The following is a 14,122-nucleotide window of genomic DNA, read 5'->3' as shown; positions in this document are numbered from 1 at the left end:
GGTCTCTATGGCCATATTTAAAAGAAAGAAAAAAGAGGGCTCGAAAGAGTCCTTTAAATTAATAAGTGAACTTAATCTACCATTATCAAACTTTGGTTCTAATATATCAAAGTCAGATGTAGTAAAGATTGCGATTGATAGAATTGCTAGTCAATGTGCAAAACTTAAACCAAGATACATAAAAAAAGAAAATGATAAGACAGTTACAGAGAAATCTGGTAGGCTGTCTTTTCTTTTAAAGCATCAGCCAAATGAAGTGATGTCTACATATCAGTTTATTTATTTTATAGTAACTACACTATTCATGACGGATAATGCTTTTATTTATCCAATGTTTGATAGCAAAACTGGTCAACTGCATAGCCTTTATCCATTAAAGCCAACAATTGTTGAACCTATTGTAGATACAGCCAATAATTATTACTTAAAATTTAACTTTGAAACAAGCGAATCATTTACTGTTCCCTATGAGAATATCATTCATTTAAAAAGATTTTATCATTCTAATCAGATCTTTGGTGGATCCAGTTCAAGTGGTGACCAAGAAGCACTACTTAAAACAATTCAAATAAATGAAAATGTCCTACAAGGAATTGATAATGCTCTTAAGAGTTCAATGCAAATCAAAGGTCTCCTTAAGATGAGTGCAATGTTAAGTGAAAGTGATAAGAAAAAACAACTAGATTCATTTAATGAAATTTTAAGAGAGTCAGTTAAGAGTAAAGGAAGTTCGATTATTCCAGTTGATTTAAAGGGTGATTATGTTCCGCTTAATACTGACCCTAAGTTAGTTGATAAAGATACACTAGAGTTCTTACAATCAAAGATATTAGATTACTTTGGCGTATCTGCAGCAATCTTTAATTCTGATTATACAGAAGATGAATTCAATTCATTTTATGAACAAACCATAGAGCCTTTAGCCATTCAGATGTCTGAGGCTTTTTCTTTAGGGTTACTTACAAGAAATGAAATCATGCGTGGTGAGGAAATCATCTTTTATAGTGAAAGATTACAGTATGCATCATGGAATAGTAAGATTACTGCAATTGAGAAGTTAATGGGCTTAGGTATTATGTCATTAAATGAATCAAGAGCACTTCTTGGATTAGAACCAGTAGAAAACGGCGATAAGAGATTGCAATCACTTAATTATGTAGATGCCACTAAGGCAAATGAATATCAAGTCGGAAAGGGCGATGAAAATGAAAGTAACGATTAATGGTCAAGTTAGCAAAGAAGCATTAAATACAATCTTAGCTGAACAAAAAGAAAAGATAGAAACAATTACTACCTTTTGTAAGAAGCATAAGATTACAGAACTATCATACAAAGATAATGTCTTAGAGTATGATTACGAAATATCACCAACTAAAACCAAAGCAAAGGAGGTAGAAACCAGATGAAAAAAGAAACAAGAATTGCTGAGGTTAGGTTAGAAGAAACTGAAGACAAAATGATTTTAGAAGGCTATGCGATTGTCTATGATGAACCTACTTTAATTGGTGATGAAACATATGGCTTTATTGAAAGTATTAGTAGGGATGCGATTACTGATGCTGCAATTAAAGATGTACCAATGAAATATAACCACATGGATTCATTTTTAATTATCGCAAGAACTAAGAATGGTTCGCTCACATTAACTAGTGATGATGTAGGATTAAAAGTTCGTGCGGAATTACTAGATACTCAAAGCAATCAAGACATCTTTAAGATGGTTAAATCAGGACTCTTAGACAAGATGAGTTTTGCTTTTGTGGTTAGTGAACAGGAATGGGACCAAAATGGTGATGTTCCAAAAAGATATATTAGAAAAATTGAACGTTTGTATGATGTTTCAATTGTTGATACACCTGCTTACGATAAGACTTCAATATATGCTCGTTCTTTAGAGGCTATGGACTTAGAACTAAAGACTATGGAATTAGAAGAGCGTAAAAGACAAGTTGAACTCGTAAGAAGAAAACTAAATTTAAAAATAAAAATAGGAGAGTAAAATCATGAATTTAGAAAAAAGAAGTAATGAAATTAAAGCACGTATCACTGAAATTAAAGGTTTGATTGGTGCTGAAGTAACACTTGAAGTGCTAGAAGAATTAGAAGCTGAAGTTGATGAATTAAAAGAAGAACAAGAAACAATCGAAAGAAAACTAGCAATTCAAAATAAAACTAAGTTTAATCCGATTGTCATTGAAAGAGGCAATCAAGTGAATAAAGAGGAACTTGAAGTACGTGGTAAGAGTTTAAAAGAATCACGTGTGATCCAAGTTTCAAGTGATGAGATCTTATTGCCAGAACATGTAGCTGATGGTATTGCACCATATCCATTTACACAGGTATCAGCTTTAGTTGATAGAGTTAAAGTTGTAAACCTTAATGGTGGTGAGACTTATAAGAAGTCATTTGTAAAAGGTAGTGGTATTGCTGGTTTAACTAATGAAGGTGAATCATACAGTGAGACTGAACCTGAATATGGTTATTTAACTATTACCAAAGTTAAGGTAACTGCGTATACAGAAATTACTGAAGAGTTAGAAAAACTACCTAACTTACCATATCAAGCAGAAGTCTTAAAGAATATTAACGTTTCACTAAAGAAAAAGATTAGTGAACAAATCTTAAGAGGTCCTGGTACATCAAATACATTTACTGGTATCTTTAGTGATAAGGCAGTAGCACTATCAGATACAACTGATTTAGAGCTTGCTGCAATCACTGACTCAACCTTAGATGATATCATCTTTGCTTATGGTGGAGATGAAGAAGTTGAAGGTGGCGCATTCCTAATCTTAAACAAAAATGATTTAAGAGCATTTGCTGGACTACGTACAAGTGAAGGTAGAAAGGTTCATACAATTGATTATGTTAACAATACAATTGATGGAATTCCTTATATCATTAATTCCTATTGTAAAGCGATTAGCGATACAAATACATCTGCTGGTGAATATGGTATTGCATACGGTTCATTACTTAACTACGAAGTGCCAATCTTCTCACCGGTAGAGATTAGTAAGTCAAATGATTACAAGTTTAAAGATGGCATTATCAGTTATAAAGCATCAGTATTTACTGGTGGTAATGTTGTCGGATATAAAGGCTTCTTAAGAGTTAAAAAGAAAGTTGCCACACCAAGCGAATAGAGGTTTAAAAAATGGGACTACTTGAAACAGTTAAAAAATCACTCTTAATACCGTTATCTGAAAACTATGCAGATGATGAATTAAACAATCATATTTTAGCATGTAAAAACTTACTCATAACAACAGGCATAAAACCAGAGGTTGCAAATAGTCATCCGATAGCCCATTCGTTAGTTGTGATTTATTGTAAGACGTTTTTTGGTTTTAAGTCTGATGGTTCAGTAAAAGAATTACCTAAGAGTTTTGAAATGTTATTAAATCAACTAGCTTTATCAAGTGGTGATAGTTATGTTTCCGAGTAGTCCTAATATTAGAATAACCTTACTTAAGATCACATCAATGAGAGATGCGATCGGAAATAAGGGTTATCAATTAATTAGTAAAAAGGAAGTTTTAGGAATATCTAAATCTGTAACATCTAAAGAGTATTACGAAAGTAAGAAAAACGAATACAAGGTAGATGTTGCTTTAAAGATTCAAAGCTTCTTATATGACGGTAGTAAGTACGCAACTATTGATGATGTTATATATCAAATTGAGCGTACTTACCTAACCGGTCAGTTTTTGGAACTTTACTTAATGGAAACTAAGATCAAAAGGGATGAGATTAATGGCTACACTTAATAACTTTTTAGATGAAGTAAATGATGCAATTAAAGAATACACTGATGATGTTAAAAAAGAGTTAGAAAGAAATCTTGATGAAACAGGTGCTAAGATTTTAGAATACGTTATTGCTAATACCCCTAGAAGTGGTAGAAAAGGTGCAATGGCCGATGAATTTACTAAAACAGAAATTGGTGAAGGAATTAATAAAACTATTGTGATTCATGCTAAAGAAAAAGGTAGACTTGTTCACTTGATAGAATTTGGATTCCAACATAAAGGTGGTAAGTATGTAGCGGCACGACCTTTTATGAGACCAGCATTTGAATACTTTACACCAAAAATGCTTGATGACATTAGGAGGATTATTCGTGGCTACTAAAGAAAGATTAGAATACATCTATAGTTTATTGAACGAAGTCTTACCTAATAAAGTTTATTATGCACTCTACGTTGAAGATAATGCTGAAGTGCCATTTATTGTTTATCAAGAAATAAGTAAGAATCCAAAAACATATGCAGATGACTTATATCTACTTAAACAAATAACGATTCAAATAACACTTGTTACAAAGAATAAAGATGTTGTTTTAGAAGGTAAGTTAGAAGACGCCCTTGACCTTGCTGGTATTGATTTTAGATTGATTAGTGAATATCCATTAATTGATACTGGCATTCATAGAATTTATGAAATAAAAATGGAGGAATTTAAAAATGAGTAATAAAGTAACATTCGGACTTAAAAATGTCCACTATTCAGTAGCTACACCAAATGAAGATGACTCATGGGATTTTGGAACACCTAAGAAACTAAACGGCGCACAAGAATTAAGTGCAGAAGTTATCGCTGGTAAAACTGATGTTTATGCAGATGATAAAATTATCGCAACTCTGGCATCAAGTAGTGGTTCTAATATCACATTAAAATTAACTGAACTTGATGATGACTTTAAAGTAGATGTTTTAGGTTTTGCAAAAGACTCTAATGGTAACTTAGTAGAAGTGATTAATCATCGTACTAAAACATTTGCACTAGGTTATGAAATACAAGGTGATGCTAAATCGAGACGTATTTGGTATTTCTTATGTACAGCAAGTCCAATTAGTGATAATACAAAAACAAAGGCTGAATCAATTGAACCAAATGAAGTGTCAATTGATATTACAGCAAGATCTATTGAAGTTGGTAACTATTCAGTTATTAGAACAATCGCAAAATACGGTGATACTAACTATTCATCATTCTTTACACAAGTTCCAGAACTTCCTGTGATTGGTGTTTAATGATGGAAAAGACAATTAATATAGCAGGTGAGGACATTAGATTAAAGTCCTCGCTTTTTACTATTATCTCTTATCGTAATGTCTTTGGAACAGAACTGTTTAGTGATATAAAGAAGTTAGAAAAGATTAATCAAGATGATACTGATGCAGCTGTTGTAATTGATGTTTTATTTAGGATTATTTATATCCTTCATAAACCATTTACAAAGAAGAGCTATGATGAGTTTTTAATGGATCTGGATTTTAGTGTTTTATCAGATGTTAAAGAATTAGAAAACATTTCAAATACAATTACAGAACTATTAGGTGGTAAAGAAGGTAAAGAGGACCCAAAGTAGAAATGCAGGATGAGCAAAATACCACCGCAAACATCATATATAATCTTGCTCATCTTGGCATTTCAATTAAAGATACTAAATATTTTGATATTGAAGTGTATGCAAAACTAATTGAATTAGAAGTTAAGACTATGTCTAATGAAACACCGATAAGACGAGCTACTCAAAAGGATATTGATTTATTCTTATTATAAAGGCAGGTGAGTAATAATGGCAGAAACCATTAAAGGGATTAATATTAAATTAAGTCTTGATGGTAAGGACTTAGATAACGAATTAAAAGAAATAAGTAAAGAGTTAAAAGAACAACAAAAAGACTTGCGTGCCATTAATACAAACCTAAGATATGATAGTTCAAATGTTGAGCTTTGGCGCAAGAAACAAACCCAGTTGAATGAGATGTTGGAAACAACTAAAAAACGCCTAGATACGCAAAATAAGGCGTTAGAAAAGGCTAAACAAGGACTTAAACTAGGGACAACATCAGATGCTGAATTCAGGAAAGTTCAAAGAAACGTTGCATACTCAGAAGCTGAAGTAAAAAGATTAAATAATGAGTTAGAGAAAACCAAAACTAAGATTAAAGATTTAGGTAATGTTAAGTTTGATAACATTGCTAAAGTTGGTAGTACTTTAACTAAGAGTGTAACGGTTCCTATTTTAGGAGCCGTTACTGCGTTAGGAATGCTTGCTAAAAAGGGTGCTGATACCGCTGATGCATTAAATGATACGGCATCAAAAATTGGTATGTCAATTGAAGCATTACAAGAGTGGAATCATGTGGCAACAATTGCCGGAACTGAGACTTCGAGTTTAGAGCGAGCCTTCATTAAAGTAAACTCAATCTTAGGTGATATTGCACTTGGTGATGTTAAATCATTTGCTGGTGTATTTCATGCACTTGGTATTTCAATGGATGAACTTGAAGGTAAAGATACCAGTGAAGCTTTTGAGATTATGCGAGATGCACTATCTAAGGTTGAGAATCAATCATTAAAGACTGCACTTGCTAATCATTTATTTGGTGATAAGTTAGGCGCAGAGTTACTGCCAATGCTTAATTTAGAAAGTGAAGCAATTAGTGAACTCCGTAATCAAGCTAGAGAACTTGGAATTATTACAAGTGAACAAGCAGAAGTTACTGGTGCATTTAATGATTCACTGGATAGTTTAAAACAATCAACATCTGCACTAACGGTTGAACTAGCTGTAGCTTTAGTTCCTGCTATGCAAAGTGTAGTTGAAATGATTACATATAAATTAATACCTGCAATAAGTAATATGATTTCATGGTGGACTAACCTAAGCGAAGGTAATAAAAAGTTAATAGCAACCCTAGTAGGAATTGTAGCAGCAGTTGGACCAGTCTTAACTATTATTGGTAAAGTTGGACCATTACTAAAGATAGTAGCGGTTGCCATAAAAGGTGTCGGTGCTGCAGCGGCAGCTGCTGGCATAGGAATTAATGCAGCAACACTAGGTATTGGTGCTTTAATCGCAATTGTCGTTACGGCTTTAATGCGCAGCGAGAAGTTTAAAGAGTTATTAGAAAAACTAATGGAAGTATTCCAAAGACTCTTAGAACCAATCATTGAAATAGTCGAAGTCTTGATGGATGCATTAATGCCTATTATTGAAATCATTATAAATATCATTACAAGATTAATTGATATCTTAGTTCCGATCATCGACATGATCCTTGCACCACTAATTAAACAACTAGACTTTTTAGCAGATATTTTTGAAATGATTTCACCTTTAATTGAAATTGTAGGTAATGTATTACAAGCTATCTTAGTTCCGGCTTTTCAAGCTTTAGAGAAAATACTTGCACCGATCATCAAGATATTAGAAACGATCATTAACTTTTTTAAACAGATCTTTGATTTTGCTGGTAATGTAGGCGATGTAGTTGGTGGTGTTTTAGGTGGAATTGGTGATACGATTGGCAATGTTGTCGGTGGCATAGGTGACTTTATAGGCGATGTAGCAGGCAAGGTAGGAAACTTTGTCGGTGATGTTGGTAATAAAGTCGGTAATGTCTTTGGTGGTATTAGTGATTTTGTTGGTGGCGTTGCAAATAAGGTATCAGGTGTTGCAGGAAATGTCGCAAGTGGAGTATCAAATGCAGTAAGTGGCGCTGTTAGTGCTGTATCAAATGTTGGAAAGAATGTAACAAATGGCGTATCAAATGCAGTATCAACAGCTAAGAATGCAGTTTCAAGTGTTGCAAGTAAAGTAGGCGGTTGGTTTAGTAATACTTTTAATTTAAAGAAGAACTCTAATACAAACACTAGCACTTCAAGCAATCAAACAAATAATTCAATTACCATTAACACCACATCATCCACCTTTGATATTGATTCCATTAATAAAGCGTTAGGTGGTAAATATATATGATAAGAAGATTTTATTTAGAAAACGAAAATGGTGTGCAGTTTCATTTTAAGTATTATACCGGTGTTTTAATATCTGATATTGTTGGACTTGGATTTGAGTTTAGTTTAAGTTATTTAAAGTATGGCCATATCCATAAAACTGTCAAAAAAGAAACACCACTATTAGAAATAAGTGCTGCTTTAAATTTTTTAGATGGCTATGATGGCTATCAAAAGTTTATTGACTATTTAAACCAAGGTAGTGAAAATTTAAAACTTTACTACGTCACTAATGAAACCAAGTATGTTTATGTAGATATTGTTTCTTTATCTAAAGCGGAGTTAGAAGCAGGTATCTTAAAAAGTGAAATTGTTTTTAATAAGAAAAGTTACTGGATAAAAGAAAGACAAATCATCATTGATATTACTAATCAATCTGGCGGTAAGATTTATCCTTATAACTATACATATAATTATCAAATCACAAGAGAAGGTAGAACCACAATTGATATTGGTGGTTTTTTTAATGCAAGTCTAATTATTGAAATGGAAGGTAATGTCGATCACCCAGAAATCAATGTGATCCAGTCGGGAAAATTAATATCATCATTAAGATTAAATATGGTGGCAGAAGATGCAGTAATTATTACATCATCAGTTCCAGATAATAAATATCTAAAAATGATTAAAGAGGAAATTGAAACTGATATATATTCTTATCAAGATTTTGAAAAGGATAACTTCATCGAACTTAGTCCAGGACAAAACACACTTGAATTTAAATCAGGAGTATCAACTAATACTTTATGCAAAGTTCATATCTTTGAATATCATCTGGGGTGATGGTTATGGATTTGATTATATTAGATTATTTAACGTTTGCATATAAAGACCATGCGGTCATTGGTGATGAGTTTGAGATTATACATGATATTGTTATCACCCAGAAGTCATACTTTAAGATTAATAAAAATGAACTCAATGCTAAGGTTGGTGACTATGTCTATGTGAAAAATGATAATGCTTATTTTGGTATTGTTGAAAACATTGAAGATGAAAAGACACATTTGATTATCTCAACCGTAGACTTTAAAGAAGTATTTAAAATTGAAGTATTGGTTAAAAATTATAATGGTAATGTTGCCACATATTTAGAAGAAGTGATTAGAAAGACATATCTACAAAATAGTGATTTAAAACAAAACTTATACTACCTAAGTATTAATGTGGAAACATCTAGGACAGGTAGTTTTATTTTTGATGAAGATAAAGTAATGACTATCTATGAATTATTAGAACTTGCAAATAAAATGTATGGCGTTTACATCAGACATGAAGTGGTTTTTAATAACGGTAAATTTAGTGGTGTGATGATAAGAATTGTTAATGTTATAAGTGGTGTAAAGATTAAAGCAGATAAACTAATCTTAGAAGATTTAGTGATTAATGATTCAAGTAAAGAAAGTGTTAATAAAGCAATCTACCACCCTAAGGCATCTAATTTATTTTTTAAGGATACCGTTATTTATTATCTACAAACAGATGGTTCAATTACTAAAGATAATAACAGCTCATTAAGGTATCAAAAAGTGATATGTAAAGTAGAGACTTATTCGGATAACGATTACCTTGATTTAGATACAAAAGCACTATCAATTTTAAGTGTTGATAAAACAGATCATCAAATTAGTTTTACGATCAATAAGAAAAACCACTCTTTAGAAGTTTTAAGAAATTTAGAGATTTGTGATTTTGTTGAGTTTATTTATAAGGGTAAAAGATATGATTCACTCGTTACAGGCATTAAGTACTTTAACACCTTTGAAGTAGCAAGTATCACCTTGGGTGAGTTTAGATTAAAGTTAACAGAGAAAATTCAGATATTAAGTAAGAATGTAAAAAGTAACATCAGTAATATCACAGTGAATAACACTGGGTATTCTGATTTAGATGGAGGAGAGTTTTAATGGGTGCAGTAAAAATAACCTTTGATGGCGCAAGTGTTGCATCTAGGCATGATGCTGATTTAAATGATTTTATCTTTTCAGTAGGAACAGGAGTTCTTGCTGGAAGTAGGAGTAGTGTTTATTATACGCTTGCAAATAACACAATAACATTTCAAGATGGCTACGTCATGATTCAAGGAAGATTAATCTATATTGAAAATAATACGCAAGTATCAATTACACCAAATGCGAGTAGATTAGGTTATGTAATATTAAGTGTTAATTTAACAAGTAATACAGTTTCAATTTATACCAAAGAACAAGCTTCAAGTTATCCATCTTTAATTCAAAATGATTTATCGAGTGGGCAAGGACAATATGAGTTTGTTTTATGTGCATACAGTAAAACAACTACTTCAGTTACGCTAAATAATCAGTTCAAAAGAGAAACATTACTTAATGCTGACTCGCTTGTTTATAACTTAGAACAAAAGTTAAGAGATAATACAGCACCTAGCGTGATTGTTCCAACATATGTCTCAAGTGGTGTTTATAGGATAAGTGATAATTATTCTAATAACCTGATGCGAGCCTTTTTAGTAATCATATTAGGTAATGGAACGGTAGTTAATCTACCAGGACCATTAATCTTTGAAATACTAGGTTCATACACATCAGTGAATTATACGTATCATGGATCTACTTATTCAATGTATGTATCATATCAAAATGGGAATTTGACTTTAACTTGTGGCTCTACAACACACACAATTAGTAGAGTCATTTTTTATAGGTTTTAGGAAAGGAAAAGAAAAATGGCAATAATTCAAATAAAAAGAAGAACCTCATCAGGAACTGGTCCAATTGTAGGTTCAAGTGGTACTGTTAAAGCAGGGGAGCCACTAATTGATTTAAATGGCGGGAATTTATATATTTCTAAAGCGGATAAAACAGCAACATCAGCGAATCCGCTATCAGCAAGTGATTATATCGAATATGCTAGTAAAGCAAATCAAGATGCTTCAGTTGATGCAAAGATTACTGCATTAGCACTAGGAACAGCATCTAAAAGAAATACCGGAACATCTAATGGAACAGTCCCTTTAATTGGTGCTGATGGTAAACTTCCAACCTCAATTATTCCAGCGGTTAGTCCAGTAACAAGTGTTAATAGTAAAACCGGTGCTGTAGTTATTACATTATCAGAATTAGGTGGCGTTGCAGCATCTACTTATAATGCACACGTATCAAGTAATCTTCACTTAACTGATGACCAAAGAACAAAGATTGCTAATAGTAAAAACGTCTCAATTAGTCAAGGAGTAGGATCTTACTTTAATGTTACAAAGTCATCATTCGATGCAGCTGTAATATCAAATGGATTAATCCTTCATACAATTCATGATACCAACTATAATCCAACAAAAACTATTTATTATATTGGAATTGATAAGGCTAAGGTATTAACACCAACCTCAACAATTGATGGTGGAACTTATTAATGGCTATCATCAAAGTTAAAAGAGGAACAACAACTCCTACTACAAGTAATTTAACGCAAGTTGGTGAAATGGGATTTAACACAAATACTAATGAACTTTTTATTAGAGGAAATAGTAGTGTTGTAAAAATTGGTGGTGGCATTGAGGAGCTTGAGTATTCATATACAGGAAACGTATCAAGTCATAACTTTAGTTATTCATTTAACAATGCATATATTTACCGGCTTGTTGTTTTAGCATCAACTAATTATAAAGGTAGTGATACCAGCCAAACAGTTATAACTTACAAAACAAGTAGTGGAACTATTTTAAGTGGTAGTTATTTGACCCTTTTTAATAATGATGTTTATTCAAGCCAATCAAAGTTTAGTTCAAGGAATACATCAAACTTCTTAATAGCTGATGCCCATTCTGGTGGCGTTACACCAAGTTATGCAATTACAAAAACAATTGATATGGATATCATGCCATCATTTGAGTCAAGCACAACTAGTACTTATCAATGGATTATCAAAGGTAAAAGTATTGCTAGTGTTTCAGACCAATCAAATGCAACCATTACATTGGCTGAGTTTGTCCATTCAGTAGATGGAACAATCGGTCAAATATTAATTGATCCAGGACTTGATCTTGGAGCAACCGATACAATTCAAGTAAGTTTATATAGAAAGAGAAGGAAATAAAAATGGCAATTATTAAAACATTAGATTCAAGAGTTGGAATAGAAGTAAGCTATCACAGAATTATTGGAATCAATCTAAATTATCGTGATAAAAAGGCGGTCCTATGTGTCGCATCTTATATATCTAAAGAGAAAAGAATTAATAACTTTGAAGCATTAGAAGTAGTAGATATTGAAGTGCCAGATACTGATTTTGAATTATTCGTTGGTGAGGATCCAAGAGGGATTGCCTACTTATGGTTAAAAGAAAATGTTGAAGGTTTTGATGAATCAATTGATGACTTAGAGAAAGTTGAGGAAGTATGATGGCTAGAAAATTTGATAAAGCAAAATTAACCGAAATAGTCATTAATATGTTTTCGATGAATGAAGTGATGTTTATTTATTACTGTGGTTCTGATAACTATAAAACTAAACAAAAGAAATCTGATACTGATTTGACGGTAGTTTTAAAAGACTTTAATGGTATTATTCACGCATCAATTGATGGTGTAGATATCTTTGCTTATGGATATGGAGATTTCTTACAAAGACAATCCATTAACGATACTTTGCCGCTATATAACTTAATTCATGCAGATGACATCATTAACATGGAAGAAAATATCATCTATATGAATGAATTATATCTAACCGATTACAACCATGTTAAATCATTAAAATTTGAAGATGTTTTACCAGAATACTTAGACGCTGTAATTACTTATTTTAATCAGCTTATTAATGTAGAAAAAGTAGTAGTTAAAAGAAGTTATCACATTATTAGAGTTAGAGGAATCTTAGAGAAGTTTTTAACTACCGGAAAGTATGATGTTAATTTAGATGAAGTATGGCTTGAGAAAATATTTGACCATAAAAAGAATTGGGATAAGACCTTAAGTACAGAAGAACACTTACTTCAATTAAAAACGTATCTCGATGAAATTATAACAATAAGGGAAGGGTTGAGCACATGAAAGTTAAACATACCGTATTAACAATAATTGGATCCATTGGATCGTTTGCTTCATACCTATTTGGAGGATTTGATAAATTGTTAATCGCACTTATAATCTTTATGATTATTGATTTTCTTTCAGGATTAATTTTGGCCATAGTTTTTAAGAATAGCAGTAAAACTAAAAATGGCAGAGTTAGTAGTGAAGCAGGTATTAGAGGGCTTGCTAAGAAAATCTTTATATTATTTTTAGTAACTGTGGCCACCCAGTTAGATTTAGTGCTTGGTACCAGCATAGTAAGAGATGGAGTTGTCATAGCGTTTATTTCAATGGAAGGTATCAGTATTTTAGAAAATGCAACGCTTGCAGGACTTCCTGTTCCAAGGATAATAAAAAATGCACTTGAAGTGCTAAATAAGAGTGAGGATGAAAATGATGAATAACTCAGAATTAATTATTACTATTATAACGATTGTATTTAGTGTACTTGGTTCAATCTTAGGTTATTTCTTAAAGAAGAATGAAAAGACCATGAAGCACTATGAAGCATACTTGAAAGTTGAAGCTAAGATTAAAGAACTATGTGTTGCTGCTGAAGCGGCGTATACTGATGGTGCTATGAAAAAGAAATATGTAGTATCAAACATTAATAGTTTTTTAATCGAAAATAATTTGAATGTAGATAAGGAAATCATAGAACAGATCATTGAAGGAATCATCACGATCACAAAATCAATTAACAATACCGCTGGGGTCAAATAGACTCTGGCGTTTTTTGTTTTTCAAAAAAAAATTACACTTTAAAATTGAAATGGGCTATAATTGCTTATGACAATTGAAAGGTGAATAAACATGACAAATAAAAATCTAACAACAAACGAAGAATTAATACTAAAAGCAACTGAGTATGCTAGATCCTTATTAAAGATTGATAAAGACCTCTGGGTGTTTATTAACGAGATTAATCACTTTAAAGGAATAGAACACTCAGCTCTATATGATAAAGACAATTTTTTAATAAGATATAACAAAGAGTGGTTGAAGACAGCTCGAAAAGAAAATGTTATTAAGACCGCTTTTCACGAGGTGTTTCACGTGTTGCAGCATGCATGTATCGTTGAAGCTGATCTAGGAATGGATCATGGTATATTTACAAAAGAAGAACTAGAACAGATGAAGCATGAATTCTTAGATGAAAACTACAGTATGGAACAAGGGAAGTATGAAAACTTACTAATAGAAGTTCAAGCAGAATCATTCGCATATGCACTATATGAACAAGTAAAAGATAAGCTCTAAACT

22 protein-coding genes are annotated in these 14,122 nt (G+C 32.0%); all 22 read left to right on the top strand.

The features are described 5' to 3' along the window. Positions 1-7 precede the first annotated feature (7 nt). The 22 genes from EXC62_RS06575 (at position 8) to EXC62_RS06470 (ending at position 14,119) form a co-directional block, all read left to right on the top strand. The gene (locus EXC62_RS06575; protein WP_026389881.1) at positions 8-1,222 is read left to right on the top strand and encodes a phage portal protein; all 1,215 of its coding nucleotides are present in this window, start codon (positions 8-10) and stop codon (positions 1,220-1,222) included. Next, positions 1,200-1,406 (top strand): hypothetical protein, encoded by a 207-nt coding sequence (locus EXC62_RS06570; protein ID WP_162849141.1) that lies wholly within the window; start codon positions 1,200-1,202, stop codon positions 1,404-1,406. The genes EXC62_RS06575 and EXC62_RS06570 overlap by 23 nt, the downstream gene beginning before the upstream one ends. Next, positions 1,403-1,999 carry an HK97 family phage prohead protease gene (locus tag EXC62_RS06565; RefSeq protein WP_035375497.1) on the top strand — a complete coding sequence of 199 codons (597 nt, stop codon included), beginning with the start codon at positions 1,403-1,405 and terminating at the stop codon, positions 1,997-1,999. Before EXC62_RS06570 ends, EXC62_RS06565 begins: the two co-directional genes overlap by 4 nt. Positions 2,000-2,003: 4 nt before the next feature. Continuing rightward, positions 2,004-3,146: a phage major capsid protein gene (locus EXC62_RS06560; protein WP_026389878.1), complete on the top strand. Its 1,143-nt coding sequence runs from the start codon at positions 2,004-2,006 to the stop codon at positions 3,144-3,146. 11 nt (positions 3,147-3,157) lie between these two features. After that, on the top strand, positions 3,158-3,448 hold the full coding sequence (locus EXC62_RS06555) for a phage head-tail connector protein (RefSeq protein WP_026389877.1): 291 nt from the start codon (positions 3,158-3,160) through the stop codon (positions 3,446-3,448). Positions 3,449-3,485: 37 nt separating this feature from the next. Beyond that, on the top strand, positions 3,486-3,770 hold the full coding sequence (locus EXC62_RS06550; protein ID WP_156907450.1) for a hypothetical protein: 285 nt from the start codon (positions 3,486-3,488) through the stop codon (positions 3,768-3,770). Beyond that, complete coding sequence (locus tag EXC62_RS06545; protein WP_026389875.1) at positions 3,757-4,134, top strand: HK97 gp10 family phage protein; 378 nt, start codon at positions 3,757-3,759, stop codon at positions 4,132-4,134. Before EXC62_RS06550 ends, EXC62_RS06545 begins: the two co-directional genes overlap by 14 nt. After that, positions 4,124-4,474, top strand: coding sequence for a hypothetical protein (locus EXC62_RS06540; RefSeq protein WP_026389874.1), 351 nt, complete (start codon positions 4,124-4,126; stop codon positions 4,472-4,474). The genes EXC62_RS06545 and EXC62_RS06540 overlap by 11 nt, the downstream gene beginning before the upstream one ends. Then, on the top strand, positions 4,467-5,036 hold the full coding sequence (locus tag EXC62_RS06535) for a major tail protein (protein WP_052589583.1): 570 nt from the start codon (positions 4,467-4,469) through the stop codon (positions 5,034-5,036). Before EXC62_RS06540 ends, EXC62_RS06535 begins: the two co-directional genes overlap by 8 nt. 2 nt (positions 5,037-5,038) lie before the next feature. After that, positions 5,039-5,374, top strand: coding sequence for a hypothetical protein (locus EXC62_RS06530; protein WP_026389873.1), 336 nt, complete (start codon positions 5,039-5,041; stop codon positions 5,372-5,374). A gap of 2 nt (positions 5,375-5,376) precedes the next feature. Then, positions 5,377-5,568: a hypothetical protein gene (locus EXC62_RS06525; protein WP_026389872.1), complete on the top strand. Its 192-nt coding sequence runs from the start codon at positions 5,377-5,379 to the stop codon at positions 5,566-5,568. Between the two features lie 16 nt (positions 5,569-5,584). Beyond that, a complete protein-coding gene (locus tag EXC62_RS06520) occupies positions 5,585-7,774 on the top strand; it encodes a phage tail tape measure protein (RefSeq protein ID WP_162140067.1) in 2,190 nt (729 codons plus the stop codon). After that, positions 7,771-8,595: a phage distal tail protein domain-containing protein gene (locus EXC62_RS06515; RefSeq protein WP_162140066.1), complete on the top strand. Its 825-nt coding sequence runs from the start codon at positions 7,771-7,773 to the stop codon at positions 8,593-8,595. Before EXC62_RS06520 ends, EXC62_RS06515 begins: the two co-directional genes overlap by 4 nt. Positions 8,596-8,600: 5 nt before the next feature. Beyond that, on the top strand, positions 8,601-9,719 hold the full coding sequence (locus tag EXC62_RS06510; RefSeq protein WP_026389869.1) for a hypothetical protein: 1,119 nt from the start codon (positions 8,601-8,603) through the stop codon (positions 9,717-9,719). Further along, the gene (locus EXC62_RS06505; protein WP_026389868.1) at positions 9,719-10,498 is read left to right on the top strand and encodes a hypothetical protein; all 780 of its coding nucleotides are present in this window, start codon (positions 9,719-9,721) and stop codon (positions 10,496-10,498) included. The genes EXC62_RS06510 and EXC62_RS06505 overlap by 1 nt, the downstream gene beginning before the upstream one ends. Positions 10,499-10,513: 15 nt before the next feature. After that, positions 10,514-11,200 carry a hypothetical protein gene (locus EXC62_RS06500; protein WP_026389867.1) on the top strand — a complete coding sequence of 229 codons (687 nt, stop codon included), beginning with the start codon at positions 10,514-10,516 and terminating at the stop codon, positions 11,198-11,200. Next, the gene (locus EXC62_RS06495) at positions 11,200-11,883 is read left to right on the top strand and encodes a hypothetical protein (protein WP_026389866.1); all 684 of its coding nucleotides are present in this window, start codon (positions 11,200-11,202) and stop codon (positions 11,881-11,883) included. Before EXC62_RS06500 ends, EXC62_RS06495 begins: the two co-directional genes overlap by 1 nt. A 2-nt stretch (positions 11,884-11,885) precedes the next feature. Beyond that, a complete protein-coding gene (locus tag EXC62_RS06490; RefSeq protein WP_162140065.1) occupies positions 11,886-12,188 on the top strand; it encodes a hypothetical protein in 303 nt (100 codons plus the stop codon). Next, positions 12,188-12,838, top strand: a complete 651-nt coding sequence (locus EXC62_RS06485; RefSeq protein ID WP_162140064.1) for a hypothetical protein — start codon at positions 12,188-12,190, stop codon at positions 12,836-12,838. Before EXC62_RS06490 ends, EXC62_RS06485 begins: the two co-directional genes overlap by 1 nt. Beyond that, positions 12,835-13,263, top strand: a complete 429-nt coding sequence (locus EXC62_RS06480; protein ID WP_026389863.1) for a phage holin family protein — start codon at positions 12,835-12,837, stop codon at positions 13,261-13,263. Before EXC62_RS06485 ends, EXC62_RS06480 begins: the two co-directional genes overlap by 4 nt. After that, positions 13,253-13,582 carry a phage holin, LLH family gene (locus tag EXC62_RS06475; protein ID WP_162140063.1) on the top strand — a complete coding sequence of 110 codons (330 nt, stop codon included), beginning with the start codon at positions 13,253-13,255 and terminating at the stop codon, positions 13,580-13,582. The genes EXC62_RS06480 and EXC62_RS06475 overlap by 11 nt, the downstream gene beginning before the upstream one ends. Before the next feature lie 90 nt (positions 13,583-13,672). Beyond that, positions 13,673-14,119 carry a hypothetical protein gene (locus tag EXC62_RS06470; RefSeq protein ID WP_026389861.1) on the top strand — a complete coding sequence of 149 codons (447 nt, stop codon included), beginning with the start codon at positions 13,673-13,675 and terminating at the stop codon, positions 14,117-14,119. Positions 14,120-14,122 lie beyond the last annotated feature (3 nt).

It is taken from the genome of Haploplasma axanthum, assembly GCF_900660745.1.
Lineage (GTDB): Bacteria > Bacillota_I > Bacilli_A > Acholeplasmatales > Acholeplasmataceae > Haploplasma > Haploplasma axanthum.
The sequence above is the reverse complement of the archived record's forward strand: the minus strand, read 5'-3'. Positions and strand labels throughout refer to the sequence as shown.

Excerpts from the sequence above, each read along its gene's own strand:
- EXC62_RS06515 (WP_162140066.1), top strand. The coding sequence starts at position 7,771 with ATGATAAGAAGATTTTATTTAGAAAACGAAAATGGTGTGCAGTTTCAT.
- EXC62_RS06525 (WP_026389872.1), top strand. The coding sequence starts at position 5,377 with ATGCAGGATGAGCAAAATACCACCGCAAACATCATATATAATCTTGCT.
- EXC62_RS06555 (WP_026389877.1), top strand. The coding sequence starts at position 3,158 with ATGGGACTACTTGAAACAGTTAAAAAATCACTCTTAATACCGTTATCT.
- EXC62_RS06530 (WP_026389873.1), top strand. The coding sequence starts at position 5,039 with ATGGAAAAGACAATTAATATAGCAGGTGAGGACATTAGATTAAAGTCC.
- EXC62_RS06535 (WP_052589583.1), top strand. The coding sequence starts at position 4,467 with ATGAGTAATAAAGTAACATTCGGACTTAAAAATGTCCACTATTCAGTA.
- EXC62_RS06490 (WP_162140065.1), top strand. The coding sequence starts at position 11,886 with ATGGCAATTATTAAAACATTAGATTCAAGAGTTGGAATAGAAGTAAGC.
- EXC62_RS06570 (WP_162849141.1), top strand. The coding sequence starts at position 1,200 with ATGAAAATGAAAGTAACGATTAATGGTCAAGTTAGCAAAGAAGCATTA.
- EXC62_RS06545 (WP_026389875.1), top strand. The coding sequence starts at position 3,757 with ATGGCTACACTTAATAACTTTTTAGATGAAGTAAATGATGCAATTAAA.
- EXC62_RS06550 (WP_156907450.1), top strand. The coding sequence starts at position 3,486 with ATGAGAGATGCGATCGGAAATAAGGGTTATCAATTAATTAGTAAAAAG.
- EXC62_RS06500 (WP_026389867.1), top strand. The coding sequence starts at position 10,514 with ATGGCAATAATTCAAATAAAAAGAAGAACCTCATCAGGAACTGGTCCA.
- EXC62_RS06495 (WP_026389866.1), top strand. The coding sequence starts at position 11,200 with ATGGCTATCATCAAAGTTAAAAGAGGAACAACAACTCCTACTACAAGT.
- EXC62_RS06520 (WP_162140067.1), top strand. The coding sequence starts at position 5,585 with ATGGCAGAAACCATTAAAGGGATTAATATTAAATTAAGTCTTGATGGT.
- EXC62_RS06565 (WP_035375497.1), top strand. The coding sequence starts at position 1,403 with ATGAAAAAAGAAACAAGAATTGCTGAGGTTAGGTTAGAAGAAACTGAA.
- EXC62_RS06475 (WP_162140063.1), top strand. The coding sequence starts at position 13,253 with ATGATGAATAACTCAGAATTAATTATTACTATTATAACGATTGTATTT.
- EXC62_RS06470 (WP_026389861.1), top strand. The coding sequence starts at position 13,673 with ATGACAAATAAAAATCTAACAACAAACGAAGAATTAATACTAAAAGCA.
- EXC62_RS06510 (WP_026389869.1), top strand. The coding sequence starts at position 8,601 with ATGGATTTGATTATATTAGATTATTTAACGTTTGCATATAAAGACCAT.
- EXC62_RS06575 (WP_026389881.1), top strand. The coding sequence starts at position 8 with ATGGCCATATTTAAAAGAAAGAAAAAAGAGGGCTCGAAAGAGTCCTTT.
- EXC62_RS06480 (WP_026389863.1), top strand. The coding sequence starts at position 12,835 with ATGAAAGTTAAACATACCGTATTAACAATAATTGGATCCATTGGATCG.
- EXC62_RS06505 (WP_026389868.1), top strand. The coding sequence starts at position 9,719 with ATGGGTGCAGTAAAAATAACCTTTGATGGCGCAAGTGTTGCATCTAGG.
- EXC62_RS06560 (WP_026389878.1), top strand. The coding sequence starts at position 2,004 with ATGAATTTAGAAAAAAGAAGTAATGAAATTAAAGCACGTATCACTGAA.
- EXC62_RS06485 (WP_162140064.1), top strand. The coding sequence starts at position 12,188 with ATGGCTAGAAAATTTGATAAAGCAAAATTAACCGAAATAGTCATTAAT.